Below are 16,393 nucleotides of genomic sequence, written 5' to 3'. Positions count from 1 at the left end.
TTTTTAATTTGTTTTTTAATATTGTCTGTTGATGTATACCCAACCTGTAACGGTTGTATTATCACTTTTCACGATATTATAGAAATAAGTTCCGTCAGGTAATTTATCTCCGTCATCGGATAAACCTGTCCACTCTTTCTTATAACCTTCTCCGTGAGTATAAACTTTCATACCATAACGGTTGAAGATGATCAACTCTTTCACATCAAAGTTTGAAAGATCAAACTCATCATTCATACCATCCCCATTTGGAGAAATACCTCTAGGGATATATCCGCATGGTCCTTCTATGGTAACGGACTGGCTCTTAGTTCCAGCAAGGTTACAACCTTGAACCATAGCTGGTATCGAATAAGTAACGGTATAAACTCCCTGAGCACTTGCTACAAGATTGATCGCACCCGTTTGAGCATCAATAGCTAATCCAGCAGGTGTAGCTGTGAAAGTTCCACCAGATGTAAAACCAACTGCAGTTTCTATTACCGGATTTTCTGAATCAGTACAGTAGTTTGTATTATCATATGTAAAATCTACTACAGCAGGTACCAAATCAAGTATATTAACAACAATTGGAGTTCTTGGACCGATACATCCTCCTGCATTAACTAACGCAACATAATATGTAGTTGATCCTACTGTCGCTGTTGAAGGAGTTGGAGCAGTTGTACTTCCTGTACCTCCTACCGCATCGGTATACCACATCAAAGTATAACCTCCCGGCGCTGTCGCGGTTAAAGGCGCAGCTGTTTGCGTCATACAGTATTCCACAGGGGATACAACTGTAGCTACATCGCTGAAACCTTGGTAAGTTACCGTAAATGCTTTTTCACAATAACGGGTCTTCCAGAAATAAGTATACACGCCTGGTGTATTAAATCCTGAAATGTTAGCTGTCTGACTTTGCGGCGTGTCAATAAGTGTTACAGCCGGGTTATTGGTATCCGCAACCCATTCTCCTGTTCCCTCAGCTGCAACCGCTACTGAAGTCTGATCACAGGTTAATGTCGCATTTTGAGTAACAATATCCGTATTAGGCACAAATTTAGCAGCATCCAACAAATGACCAATGCCATTACCTCTTGTTCTGAAGATGAATCTCGTAACAGGTTGCCCCGCAGGAATAGTATATGTTCCCGTTCTCAAACTCCAAACTAATGTAGATGCAGTATGTGATGTTACCATTGTAAACGGACCTGATGGAGGTCCAGCCCACAACTCTACGGTTGTTCCCGCTCCGCTAAGTCTACTTGCTGAAGCAAAACTATACTTCACTTTTTGGATTTCAGCAGGTGTTTGAATTTCTGTATATGTCCCTTTGATATTAGGATCCGCAGGATTCCATGTATTTGCCGGATCCTGAATTAATTGAACACATTGAGCACCTTCGTATGGAGTTACACCCGTAATGCTCGACCCTTCGTAGAAGAAAATACTTTCAGCAGCCGTATTGTTTCTCCAACCCGGAGTCACCTCCATATCAAAAATCGTGGCACTACCTGTTATATACTGCATTGGCAATTTTTCAAAGCCGTAATTAAAATTACTAACATCACAAATATCTGCAGGAGTACTCACACAAATGTCAAACGTCTTAGGAGAACTAGTCTCATTAAGTTTAACTCTTACTTTATACCTGGTACCAACAGTCAGCTCAGATGAATAGATTGCAGTTAACGAGTTATTTTCGCTACAAGCTTTTTCTACAAGAGAACTACCCTGTACTTCATATAAAGATAATGTAATCTTAGGCCAAACTCCCTGGCTGGAGTTTGTCCACCAGTTACCCGGAGCCCAATTGCTTAATTCCACCGTATGGATTTTCGAAGTTGCCGTAAATTCATACCAGATATCACCTCCGTTTATACCACCACAAGATGTTGGTTCAGCTGAAGCTGTCGCACCGATAAAGGAAGCTTTAGTTCCTTTAGAATCACAAGTTCCGTTTGTATTTACAGTTAATGGGATTGCCGTCTGAGATTCATTATTTTTAATGAATACATAAGGCCCTGTCCAATAACTTTTATCGTTGGAACCACAAATCGCTCTTACAAAGAATTCGTTTGTTCCTGCTGTAGGATCAATGAAATCTGAAGGCTGCGGAGTATAACTTGATGAATTTACAATAACTCCTGATTGAGGAACAGCTCCTAAACCTAACGGTTGTACAAAAACTTCCCATTGTGTTTCTGAACCTCCCGGAGTCCATGAAAGCACCCCTAAATTGTTAACGGTAATGTTAGTTGGCTGAGGGCAAGTAACAGCTGTACAGTTCGAAACTGTTGTATAAACATTGACATTAGGAGCATGTTGACCAAGTGTAGTGGTATAAACAACAGTTCCAGACTGATCTGTCACCGTTACCGTTGCATTTGGCCACGAATTTACTGAACCACCAAGTCTCCAATACAAGTTCCATTCAATTCCTCTACACAAGAATATATCATAGTTAATAACGGTAGGCTGGTTAGGCGCTACTACCGGCCAAGTAAGTGATTGCTGTACCACACCGTTCTGAATAACATCCAAAGCTCCCAGTACCTGACCTCCACCTCCGTTTGATAATGAAACCGTGTATTGACAAACATTTGCTAAATTGCACTTAGTAAGGAATTCAACCGGTCCAACCCATGCACTTTGCGAACTGGTGCCACAAATTGCTCTTACATAATATTGGTAACGGGTGGAAGGTGTAAGTCCTGTTAATGTATATGGATGTGCAGTCGCTGTACGTAAATATTGCGGTAGCGTGTTTCCTACCGGAGCAGGTGTACCGTAAGGCTGTAATGAAATTTCCCAAGAAGTTTCGGAGCCATTCGGCTGCCAATCAATTTGTGCTGTAGTATCAGTTACACTGTTACTATCAGTTACAACATTAGATACAGACGGACATGCCGGAATGTTTTCAACAATTACATTATCTATTAATAAATAGGATCCTCTACGACCGGGTGCTGCAGCATCTGGCGTACCAGGTGGCACCTGAAAGGCAATATTAATATTGGTTGGTGCCGTAATACTGGTAAGGTTAATTACCAGTTCCCTTGTATCCACATTATGAAGGGCACCGGTAACATCCGTATCATAAAGCGTGGTTGTAAACTGAGAGATGTCCACTCCGTTTGTTGATACTTTTACTTTTAAATCCCCAAAATATGCAGGATCGTACTTGATTTTGTAGTAAAAACGTAATCGCTGGTTTGGTTGTACTGTTAACGTTGGCGAAATTAACCAGTCATTACTGTTACCGTTTGTAAAGCAATTCAAAGCCGCCATTTGGGCACCAAACATTGGGTCCACAGGCATATTCATATTCCACTCGTTAGCATCAATATTGCTGTTTACAATTGTCCAGCAAGATTCTGTTGGAGAATCTTCTTCAAAAGTTTCAATGAATGGTGTTGTTAATACATTACAGATTGTTTTGAATTTGAATGGCCCAATCCAGGCACTGAAATCAGAGCCACAAACTGCTCTTACATAATATTCGTATTCAGTATTCTGAGTCAGACCTGTTGCATTATAGGTTGGATTGGTATTTACAACCGTTCCTGAACCTGTAGGAATACCAGAATCCGGAGCCTGAACAGCTACCTGCCATTGTGTTTCATTATATCCCGGCGTCCAGCTCAACGTAGCAGATGTTTGTAAAATATTAGATGCCGTTAATATTGAAGGATTCGGACAAACCGGAGCATCTTCAATACTGAAATCATCAATGGTAAGCAAACCAGTATTTCTAGGATTAGCCATATTTGCAGGGAGGTGGAATGCGAAATAAGCAGGCCCTGTTCCTGTGAAAATCACGGATCTCTCCATGAAATCAAGGTTGGTAACATCATGAGCAGGAATGATTACCGTTGGATTGCTCATGTTTGGCGAGCTAGACATTATAACCTCAAAATTAGCTCTTTCGATCGGACTAGAAATATTTGCGGCTACTTTGTATTTGTACTTCAGCATTTTTGTTCCCACTGCATTTACCTGAGCAGAAATCAGGTAATCATCATAAGACACGAAAGGATTCATGAAAAGATCTCTCGGTTGGATTGTTGCCTCTGTAGCTCCAATAGCCCAGAAAGAATTATTACCATCTGCATTTCTGTTATCAACAGACCAACAGAATTTTTTGGTAGTAACATCTGTATCATTCAGACTTTCATAGTAAGGCACCGGTTGCGCGTCACAAAGTGTGTTGAATGGAACTGGTCCAACCCAAGCACTTTGTAATGTGGAACTACAATAGGCTCTTACATAATATTCATAACGCGTTGAAGGCGTTAATCCTGTTTTAAGGAAAGGGTTAGTACCCACTAATTGTCCGCTTCCCGTAGGAACGCCTGAACCTAATGGTTGTACAGCAACCTCCCACTGAGAGTTGTTGTATCCGTTGGTCCAGTAAAACTGAGCTTGCGTTTGTGTAATTGAACCTGCAGTTACACCAGGATAACTCGGAGGAGAACATGCTGGTAGATCTTCAATATAAACATCATCAACATAGAAATTTGTTGCTGTGTTCACATAACCCGGAGGCAAATACCATGCAATATTAACATCGCCTACAACACTTGCAGGTACCACAACGATTTTTTCAATATAGTTGTTTCCTGTTTGGTATGTTGCAATCGGTAATATTTCAGTCGTAAAATTATTTGGCCCTATTCCGGTAGTTGATACTACCATCTTAAAAGAAGACTCCCCTAAAACATATCCCGTACTATTGGTGTATCCTCCAAAACCTTTGTATTTAAAACGGATTTGTTTTTGAGTAACTCCATCAAAATGAAATCTCGGAGAAATTAACATGTCATTTGTCTGATTTCCGGAATCCATAGTACGAAGTCTAACTAGATTTCCTTGTACCGGAGGGCTATCTGGAGCTCCCGCATAAACAAAGGAGACGCTGTCTCTATTCAAATCCAAAGCAGACCAACATAAAGGATCAGCATTTGTAGAGTTCGTAAACTGGGTAGAATACGGTGGTGTAAATAAAGTACACTGTGTTCTGAAAGGAAGCGGATTACTCCATCCCCCTGGTGTACCACTACAAACCGATCTTACGTATAAATTATAATTTGTATCCGGAGTAAGTCCGCTTACATTATTGTTTGTATTTGAACTTGTAGGTGTTGTAACGTCTGCCCCAGTAGGAGGTCCTGCCGATGCGGGTTTTACAATATATTGCCAAGCACTAGCTAAATTTTGTGGATTTGCCCATGAAAAAGTAGCGCTGTTATGTAATAAATTTTCAACTGCCAATCCTGAAGGAACAGGACAAGAAGGTTGCGATAAGGTAAATGTAAAACAAATACCAGCACCTGGCTGAGTAGCACTATATGGGAAAGGGGAAGAAATTACAAAATAGTAAGTCTGGCCACCTGTTAAATATAAATTTGACAATTGTGAAGAGTTAACACTTGAAGGAGAACCGGTTACAAGCGATCCCAAACAGTTTGCTGTAGTACCAATACCGGTACAGCTGTCGAAAATGAAAACGCTTGATAATTGGTTATAACAAGGTGCAGCACCAGTGGTAACCGCTAAACTTACGTTTACCAATCCTGAAGTTGGTGGTGTATAAGATAAAAAGGCGTGATCCCCACCTAACCAGTTCTGAGTTGAAGATGGCGGCTGGCAACTTAAACCTTGTGAATTTAAAGGAGTATATGTTTGAGTATCATGAAAATTAGCCAGATTTGTACTTAGAACATATGGCGTTGTTGATATATTTGTTGGAATAACTACGGGAGTAGCACACTGCATTCCTAATCTAGCGGTGGTTACCGAGAAAGGTCCTGCCCATCCACTTGCTGTTGTGCCATCGCAAATCGTTCTGATGTACACATCGTAATTTGTACCATCAGTTAAACCTGTTGCATTATAGGTAAAACCGTTAACAGGTGTACCTGTAGCGAGGATACCCGATCCTTGAGGAACTACCTGAATTTCAAAGTTAGTGGCAGTAGGATGTGTCCAGCTGATTACACCACTGTTGGCTGACATCGTAGAAGTGATTCCCGTTACTTTAGCACAGCTTTGAATAACTCTGGCGTTATCCACAAACCAAGTATCTCCTGATGTAGCTGTTGTTCCGTCTTGAGTAGTAATTGCAACAAAGGCAATATAAACAGGTACTCCAGCCGGAATGCTAGGAACCGGAACTATTTTTTCTTCCCATGTAGTAGCAGTTACATTTAACGTGGCTTCTGTCCAGGACTGCAACACAACGTTGAAACTGGAAATATCCGGTTGAACCGCTGTAGACAATCTCAATTCAAACCTTGTCCCTCTATTTGTAAAACTTCCCTGTTTGGTCATAAACCTAATTTCTGTTGCATTAGGTGTTACAAATTGAGGTGTAATCAAATAGTACTCTGCGGTTGTATTGGTTGTAGTATTCAACGAAGGATTTACCATTGCGCCAGGAGTATTTAAATACCCTCCTGTAGGCGTTGTTGGCCCCCAGTTGTTGGCAACCGTCTGGTTACTGGTAATTGCCCAGGTACTTGGGATTCCGCTGTTGAAATCTTCTAATGGCAATTGCGCAGAAGCATAATTTGAAAATAATCCAAATGTTAATATCAAGAGCATTTTTATTTCAAAATTTCTTCTGGCTGAGAGGAAAAATTTTGAGATAAAAATCCAAAATGATATGGCTGTTTCTTTTTGCATTTTTTCTAAATTTTTGTTGTTAAATGTATTTACTGCTAAATACTTAAATTAAAAAAAGTAAGGCAATCATTAAGATTACCTTACTTTGGCATTACTAATTATCTTTTAATTACTTTAAAGGTTTCTACTCTATCTTCAGAATAAACTTTAACTAAATAGGTCGACGACGCAAACCCGTCAAAATTCATTTGAACATTATTGTTATCAGTATCTAAAGCTCTTAATTGCTGACCAATTAAATTATATACTTCAACTCTTGTTATTACATCTTTTGCCGTAATTGACAATTGATCATTAACCGGGTTAGGGAAGTATTTTAATTCGGCAATTTTGAAATCTTCTGTTCCTAAACAAGGACCTGAAGCCAAGATTGCAGTTCTCGGTCCTTCACAAGAAACACTATTAACAGTAACAGTTTGTGATACATAATAAGTAGTATTTAAAACTGCAGGTGTTGTAGTAGGGATAACATTTCCTGCAGCAGGAGCGTCATACCATGTAAGTGTAGCACCAGCTGTAGGTGTAACTGTGAAATCAGCAATTGTATGTGTTACACAAGCATCCTGAGTAGCAGTAGCAGTTGGAGCTGCAGTATTAACAACAGTCGCAATAACAGGAACTCTTACACCTTCACAAACTTCATCATAAGTTAAGTTATGGAAAATGTTTGTTGTGTTATTTGTAGCACTAATTACATCATTAAGTGCAGAAACGTTACCAGTTAACTTAATTGGTCCACTTGTTGCTGGATAAGTAATCGCAGCAGTACTGTTTCCTAATGTATTTGTTGTTGTAACTAAACCATTAGTAACTACCAATCTGTAATCTTTACCCACAGGGATATTATAGTTAAGTGTAACTGTTTGAGGAGTTGTTCCTACAGTACCTGTCACTAACGTTGGTGTGAAAGTTACCTGAGAAGTTCCTGAAACAAGATTACCGTTAGCATCAAATAAACCTACAGTTATTGGCGTAAGTGCCGCTGTGTTTTTAGGGTAAACGGTAACTGTTTTTAATTTAAAATTATTGATTGCATCAAATGAGATACCTTTAAAGTTAGCACTTGAAACAGCAGTACCAGAATATGTCGCAGTATTTACAGCACCTGCAGACTCAGAACCAGAAGCCACATAATATGTAGTGGTTTGAGATACAGCCGGAGCGTACGAAACACCCTGAGCCACCATGTTTCCTCCCATTGGAGCATCGTACCAGTTTAAGATTGCACTACCGGCAGCACTTAAATTAGCTGTACCGCTTGTACACATTGTAGCACCTGTAGTTGTAGCTGTTGAAGCTGTAACAGTAACCGCAACCGGAGTTGAAGTAGCCGGGCTACCAGAACAGGTTACAATACACTGGTATGAAGTATTCGCTGAAGGTGTAGCAGTATAAGTAGCAGCAGTTGCTCCGGCAATGTTAGTCATAGGACCAGCATTTACAGACTCTTGCCACTGATAAGTAACACTAGCTCCAGTTGTAGGAGTTGTTAAACTTAACGCGATGGATTGTCCTGCACAAACTGAAGCAGAAGAAGCGACAGTAGCCCCAGGAGTCGGAGTACCTGTACAAGCAGGACCTTGAGCATAAGAGAAATTCCCTAAGAAACCACCTGTTTGAGCAGTAGCCAAATAAAGTGTTGGTGTATTTGGTGTTCCAAAATAAGCTAATTCATAAGTCGTAGCAGAAACTGGTGTGGAAACTACATCATAAGACCCCTGATCAGCCGTAGCATGAACAATGATGTTTGAAGCAGTAACGGCCGTAGCTGCCGGAGGAGTTGCTCCAAGTCTTACATTATATCCTGTAAAAGTTCCTGCAGTACCCACTCTGGAAACTTTCCATCTGTTAGTACTTAAATTAGACGCATTGGTTGCGTTTACCGTACCTGAGTTTGTATCAAAAGCCTCAGCCATTAACTCAACACCTCCGGTTGAAGCGATAAGTACCGGAAGGAATTTACCATTTTTACCAACCGGGAATAACTTATATGAAGTAATAGTACCATTATTTGCATTAGCATGTGCTGCCGGCCCGTCAATATATGAAGTAGCACTACCTCCCGAATAACTACCACCTGTAACGGTTGAAGTTACATCAGGGTTTCCTACGTAAAGAGGATTAGCTGCTGAAGTATGCACGATTCCGCTAGTCATGGTTACACTACCAAAAATTCTGAAATTAGGCACACTGATCGTAACCCCTGCAGCGCTCGTATTGTTTACAGTTAAACTTGCGAATGACGCATTGTTAATACCAGATGTAACAGAATATTGGTTGGTAGCAAATGTACCAGAACCAGAAATTGTCTGAGGAAGCGATGTAGGTACCGCAGCACCATTAATAAAGTTTCCTAGATATAAACCTGTACCGTTACTTGGGAAATTGATCGTTCCATTATTCACAATGTTACCCCCTACATAAACCGTTGCATTGGCAAATGTTTTTTTGAACACACTACCTGCAGTTACCGTGAATGCATTCTGAACGTTCATATTGTAAGCATTATTAGCATTGTTACTGCCCACATTCATGAATCGATCAACCCCGTTAGGAGCATTAACTGTTAAATTACCTAAAGAGAATAATCCTCCTGCAGCCTGGAACTGACAGTTGAAACCATTAGATATCACCGACGAGTTCTGAGTTGAAACGCCATCACCTATTTGCAACGTATGGTTCAATCCTGTCGCATAATGATTTGCCGAAGCATAAATGAATGAACCGCTTGATTGTGTATTAAACACGCCGAACTCAACATTCATTGGAGAAGGAGCACCTGCCTGAATAGGTTCAGACAACGTTATATTAGCACCTGAAACACCAACTACAAAAGTTCCTGGTTTGATACCAGCTCCTGAAACAGTCATACCTGGTATGATATTCGCATTTGCAGCCGATAAAATCACAGAAGTAGCTCCGGGAGTCACAACAGTAATTGCCAGTGGTAGTTGTGATACTATCGGAGATGGCGCTAAACCAGCAGTTTGGTTCGATAAACCTAACCTCACTACCGAAGTCGTAACACCTGAATTCGAAAGCGGCGTTATAGCTGTAATAGTCGTATTCGCCGGAATACCAGTTCCGGAAATTCCCATTCCTACCGCTAAATTTGCGTTGGCGGCATTTGCCTCAACCACAACGGCTGCAATGCCGTTTTGCATAGAAGTATAAGTCAAAATTGTACTGAACGTCAATGAAGTTGCTGCATTTGTAGCAGTTGCATTTTGTGTTAGTACCAAAGCTGTTCCTGCAATGCTTTGTACAAACGTACCCGCAGGAATACCTGTCCCGTTTACTGCTTGTCCCACATAAATATTTGCATTAGTAGCCGATAAGGTAACGTTCGCAGATCCAGTGGTAATAGAACCATTTTGTGTTGCACTAGCAGCAATTGTAGCTGTAGCTGGTTGTGATAATGTCAAATTATAATTCGGTCCGATCACAGTAGCAACGTTCGTAATAGTAGTATTGGCAGGAATATTTGGTCCTGAAATTGACATACCAACATCAAAGACGTTATTATTTGATAATCCAGATACTCTAATTTCACTTAAGTTAGTTCCGTTAGTCCCTCCAGGAACAGTAAAAGTACCTGTTGTACCGGCTGTGTTAACACTGAAGTTTGCAGCAGACTGTGCTGTAATTGGAGTTGCTATATTTACAAGAGGGTCAACGATAGTGATTTTACCACCTGTTAAATCTAAATTAGATGTCTCAATTTTACATGAAGAACCACCAAAAGCAACAGAAGTCGCAGCATTACCATTGTCATTACTGTCAATAATAATATCTCCACCTGTCTGGTTGAAGAAACTTCCTCCTTTGTGAGCAACAAAGCCGTTTACTTTTAAGTTACCGGCAACCATAACATGGGAACCATAGTTATAGAAAGCCGCATTGTTGTTCGTACAACCTACAGTCATTGTAGATGTACCTGCATTATTTGTCAATGTACCGCCTTTTGCGATAATTACACCCGCAGCATTAGCTGTAGCTGTAACTGTAACATTATGACCACTCGCGATATTAACCACATTGCTGCAAGTAGGAACAACACCTCCAACCCATGTTGAAGCAGTATTCCAGTTACCGGAAGCAGCAGAAGTGATCGCTGTAGCCGTATTTAAAGCCGAAGCATCGTTAATTCCAATATATACAGGAGCTGCAGTTAAATTAGGCAAAGTCAAACCTGTTCTGAACACAAATGGCTGTGCTGTTCCGTCCTGATGTGTACCTGGCAAAGCAGCTGATGCATTCATCAGTCTTGAAGAACCGTCAATCGCTTCATAAGCACCATTTGCGTACAATGCAACTCTATTCGTCGGTGTTCCCGCATTAGGCGCATAAATAAGAGGTGTAGCATTTGAAGTAGCATCCGGAGTTGAAAAAGTCCAGTTTCCGTCATATCTTTTATTAATAGTATAAGCACCATCAGCAATGGAAAGACTTCCCGTTACTGTATTTGCATTAGCATATGTTACCGCTACCTCACCAGATGTTGCCGGAGCAGCATCCGGTAAGAAATACAATGTCCTGTCTAAACCTGCACCATTGATAAAAGGATACCAAAATGGTTTATAGTTGTTATCCGTTCCAGGGTATTCTGTACCTGGCTGAACAACTTTAGTATTATTAGCAGATATCCACTTAGATACCGTACCATTTGTAAAACCTTGTCCCGGAGCAATTACAATATTATTTACACCACTGAAATTTCCAATGATGAATCTGTTTCCGGTAGTAACATTTATCCTACCACTTGTCAGAATCAAACCACCATTAATTCTAGCTTTTGCTACATTCCATATAATATTAGGTGTTGTTGCCGACGTGTTAGTAACCTCTAATTGGTTCAAAACACCTGACCTGTTACCAAATGCATTTGTACCTGCCAAATCACTACCCATATAACCTGCAGGGTCTACGGATATTGTTTGAGGCGTAGTACCGTTAAGCGTTAGTCTAGCTATTAAGTTAGTACTGCTATTAATACTACTGTCAAATCTGGCACCAGGACCTACATCAAGGTTATGGCCCAATTTTAAAAATTTACCATTAGGGGTAGAAGCACCGTCGAAGTTATTGAATCTTGCACCACTGGCAGCAAGGTTCATATCATTATTTATGGTAAAATCATCCATTACACTGCCACTTATAGCAAACTGTACTAATGAATTTACTCCGGCAAGGATCAAATCCTCACATCCTGAATATCTTGAGTCAATCATTACCACTTCACCAGTTCCATCAAGAACTGCTGTATCAGCAGGAGTTGGTACATTACCACTATCCCATGTCCCTGGCTGAGACCAAAGTCCAGAATGAGCACATGTGATTTCTTCAGGTATTCTTGAAACAAGCGAAATGTTATCAATAGCCGCCGGCGGAACTGTTCCTGCTCCACTGTTCGTCCATACGAAAATCAAACGGAAAGAAGTTCCCGCGAATGATTTAGGAATAAACGCCGTGTTTCTTGTAACACCTGCCTGAGGCGAAGCGTTATAAGAAACCAACGTAGCGCCCGGCCATGAAACACCATAAGTCATTGGCGATGTTACCTGAGTATTTGTACCTGCAACCGTGTGGGTAACTGGCGCAACCCATACTTGCCATCCGGCACCAAACGTCGGAGCTGACTTTACATCAAAAGTCAATGTCATTGCTTTTTGTGCAGCAGGAACGGTTGTGATATCTCTGTAGAAATAAACCGTTCTGTTCCCATTATAACCTGCGTAAGAATTAGTAACACCATTATCGTTGGTGATGTACGCAGCATTACCCATAATCGCAGATGAAGTCGCAGAAAAATTCATTGTCTGGGCAACTGCCAATGCAGAACCATTTATAGAAGCTTTTGACAATCCTAAAGTTGTACCGTTGATACTGGCCACATAAGTATCCGGACCAATAAAACCGGCAACAGGGGCAATCAACATACCCACTGTAATATTTGAATTTGCTGCAGCTAAAGTAACTTGATAAGTAGTGGCGGCAATTGCCGCAGTTGTCAACTGAGAAGTTGCAACACTAATACCACTTCCAGAAGTTTTCCCGAAACCTAAGGTAACGCTTGCAGCTGTTACAGTAGCATTTTGAGATAAAGTCAGGGTTGTTCCAGCAATACTTACGACGAAAGTGTTCGCCGGGATATTATCTCCATAAACAACCTGCCCTGCAAGTATACCAGCATTGGGAGCTGTTAACGTAACCGTAGGTGAACCACTTGTTGTAGCTCCCACAGATGTTGTTCCCGAAGCCGCCGTTCCAACAGCCCATTTGATTGGACCTGTTCCCTCATTTGCAACTGTCCACCCGTTCGCCGCAAATGTATTTCCAGAATTAAATCCTCCATCAGTCGCTGGATTGATTATCGTGGTTTGAGCTAACGAAGTGTTTGAAAAACAAAAAAGCGAAAACGCCAAAACCGTCCCGTGGAGGAGCCTGGTTTCTTTTTTAAAATCAAAGTAGTCGAATACTTTGCCGAGTCGTAGTTTTTTTTGCATAATCATACATTTTGGTTTAAATGTTAATGCGGTGAAATTATATATTATATACATATATAAATTGGCAGTACTTTCGAAATTCAGTAATTTTGAAACTCTAAAATACGAAACAAAGCTTTCGACTACAGTGTATTACAAAAAAAATCGACGAGTTATACGTTTTTCGGGTTTTACGACATCCAAACCTTCTTTTGTAGTCCTTTTTGGGTTTTAACTTTAAATTTTGTCAGACAAATAAGCGAAGAAAAGTAACAGAACTGAACCTGATAAAATCTCAAAAATGAGGTCGGCAACAGGTCAAAATCGACATCAAATTTATAATTTTCAGCATAAAAACAATCACCTTTATTTACAAAAAATAAAGGTGATTTTAAAGTATAGGGAATCGAAAACGGATACTTATTTATATGGCAATCGCATCATTTATGATCATGCAGCATCTTCTCGCCTTGCAGATTTTTCACTACCTCTTTGAGTGATTCAATGTTCGTTTTGGTCTTTTTTATTGAGAATAAAAAGAACAGGATAAGAAGTATTAAAATAAAAATCACAATTATGATCCGGTACAGAAAACCGGGAACCTCGCTTTTAAATTTGTTCTCATTCTCTTTCTCAATGGCGTTAAGAGAATCACCGGCTGACTTTCGTTCACGCTCCTTAACCTCATTCTGAATCTCCAGAAACTTCAAATGGTATTTCTTATACTGATCCCACTCATTTACGGCAAGATAATTTTCAGAAAGCCCCTTATAGATTTCCTGATTCAGGATCAGATCGTTTACATCGCTTGAAATTTTGAGTGCCTCATGTAACACGGCAATCGCTCCATTGTAATTCCCTTCGATCGTATAAACCTGCGCCAAACCTTTTTGGGCAAAAGCCAGTAAACTGGACGCTTTAATCATTTTAGCATAGGAAATCGATTCCTGAAAACTTTGCGTCGCCAACTTGTTATTAGACATCAGCAAATAACAGTTTCCCTTATTGTATTTAGCGATACTGATCACATTGGCATTAGTTGTAACATCGTCCGATTTCAGAATCTCATTAATACCTCTGTCGAAAAAATCAATAGCGATAGCACAGTTCAGCTTCTCTTTGTAGATAAAACCTCTTACGACATAATTAATCCCCAAACTCACATGAACTGAATCCGGTTTAGAATATTCAAAACACAACTTTTCCGCCTGATCAAGGTATTGAATCGCCTTATCATAGATTTTAAGCTGATGGTACTGAATTCCTGTTTTGGTCACAATGGAAATCTTCAGTCGCTTATTTGTAGACTGAGGTAAAAGTTCATTGGCTTTGATAACATATTCCAAGGATTTTTGATAATCTCTTTTGGAAGAATATCCGTCAGAGATTAATTTATAAGCCCGAATTCTGATATCTATATCATTACCAGCCTCTTTCAAAACCTGTTTCCCCGCAACAATGACCTTATCCGGATCTTTATACATTTCCGAATTATTGACTTTCAGAATACTGTCCAATCGTTTAATATTCTGAGCATGTGAAGCGAACCCAAACAACAATATCCCTATAAAAAGGAAACCTGAAAAAAATAAATTCATAGTGTACTTCATGATTTTAATTTTAAGATGGGTTACCGATTTCCTTTTCGTTTTTCAAAAGCTCAATAAAGGTCACGGGCGCTAAACCGGTAATCGATTTAAAAACCGTTGCAAAACTGCTGTGCGAAGAGAATCCGGAAGCTTCCGCAAGATAACTGATCTTGTAATTCATGAAATTAGGATCCGTTTTTAACTTCTCAACGATATAATTGATACGTAACTTATTGATGTAGGTGTTAAAATTCACCTCATAATGCTTATTGATAACTTCCGACAGGTATTTTATGTTGGTATCAAACTGACCCGCCAAAACCGCAAGCGACATATCTTTACTGATAAAACGCGTGGAATTCTCGAACTTTTTCAATTTGGTTAATAAAAGCTGTTCGGTTTCTTCCGGAATTGTACTCTTTTTGACGGCCTTCTCTACGCCTCTTTCACCTGCTTCTCTCTTTTCCGGCTGACGCAATACAAAATTGCTACGGGTAATTTCAAGGTAATTGATAATCTCCTTCAATCGTTTCTGATCCCAATGGAAACGGAACCAAAACGCAGCCGAAGCTAATGCTGCGAGCAAGAAGAAAGCTAAAACAAAATACAGTTTGCGAAGATAGTTCTGACGCTTGTCCTCATACTTACTCTCGTAATCCTTCGTGATTAAATTATAAGCCATATTAACCGACCCCTGTTCCTGATTCTCCATCTCTGCAATGATATTCAGAAAGTCGGCATTGTAAAACTTATAATTGGCCTTGTCATTTAAAGCGATATAATTGTCTACAAGTTGTCGGCTTATGTCTTTTGAAAGGTAAATATTATTGATTTCATTCGCCGTTTTCAGCGCTTTGAGAAGTTGTGGTACAGCCTGAGCGTGGGCTTTATTGTGAAAATTCACATTTGCCAATCCTACCAAAGCATAAACTTCGGCGTAGCTGTTTTTATTTTCCTGTTTGGATATGAGATTTAAAGCCCGGTCAAACTGCTGAGATCCCTTTGCGAATTCATTCAGCCCCGAAAAAGTCCTGCCTTTGGAAATGGCAAACCACAGATCAAAATAAGGCTGGTGTTTTGAGATTTCATCAATTTTATTGGAATTCTTTTCAATCAGTTCAGAAGCTTTCCTGAAGTTTTGTCGATCCAGTTGCATTTCAATCTCCTCAAGAAGCATTAGTGAATTACAGTATTGCTTTTCGTTTTCATCTTCCACGGAAACCAATCTGTCCTGCGCGTCCCTGAAAAACTTCTGAGCCTGACTGTCCAGGTACAATGTGCGTAAAATTTCGGATTTGGTAAGTGCGGTTTTCACAAGCAGGAAATCTTCAGATCCGGTACTTCCTTCAGAGATCTGAAACAGGTAGGAAAGCGCATTGCTGTAATCTCCTTTTACCTTGTAAATTTCGGCGATCATTAAATTGATCTGGGCTTTTTCATTATCCGTTGTACTTTTCGACAAAAGATGCAACGCAATCTTAAGCGCCTCGTCCGGTTTACTGTAAACCAATGCCTCCGATTCTTTAAAAAGCAGCGGCTCATCAATAGTGTTTTGCGCTATGCCCTTCAGCGTGAAAAACACCGTACAGAAAACAACAAGAAATAAAAAATTTATCGAAACGCGGAAATCCCTCATTAGCCTTATTTGGT

4 protein-coding genes are annotated in these 16,393 nt (G+C 40.1%); all 4 read right to left on the bottom strand.

The window, feature by feature from the left end:
* Positions 1–15: 15 nt before the first annotated feature.
* Positions 16–6,588, bottom strand: coding sequence for a choice-of-anchor J domain-containing protein (locus AC3E9U_RS12520; RefSeq protein WP_488747255.1), 6,573 nt, complete (start codon positions 6,586–6,588; stop codon positions 16–18).
* Between the two features lie 179 nt (positions 6,589–6,767).
* Positions 6,768–13,175 carry an Ig-like domain-containing protein gene (locus AC3E9U_RS12515; RefSeq protein WP_488747254.1) on the bottom strand — a complete coding sequence of 2,136 codons (6,408 nt, stop codon included), beginning with the start codon at positions 13,173–13,175 and terminating at the stop codon, positions 6,768–6,770.
* A gap of 419 nt (positions 13,176–13,594) precedes the next feature.
* Entirely contained in the window at positions 13,595–14,764 is a 1,170-nt protein-coding gene (locus AC3E9U_RS12510) for a tetratricopeptide repeat protein (RefSeq protein WP_488747253.1), read from the bottom strand.
* A gap of 10 nt (positions 14,765–14,774) precedes the next feature.
* The gene (locus AC3E9U_RS12505) at positions 14,775–16,379 is read right to left on the bottom strand and encodes a helix-turn-helix domain-containing protein (protein WP_488747252.1); all 1,605 of its coding nucleotides are present in this window, start codon (positions 16,377–16,379) and stop codon (positions 14,775–14,777) included.
* Positions 16,380–16,393: the final 14 nt, after the last annotated feature.

The organism is Flavobacterium sp. 21.1, assembly GCF_057801535.1.
The sequence above is the reverse complement of the archived record's forward strand: the minus strand, read 5'-3'. Positions and strand labels throughout refer to the sequence as shown.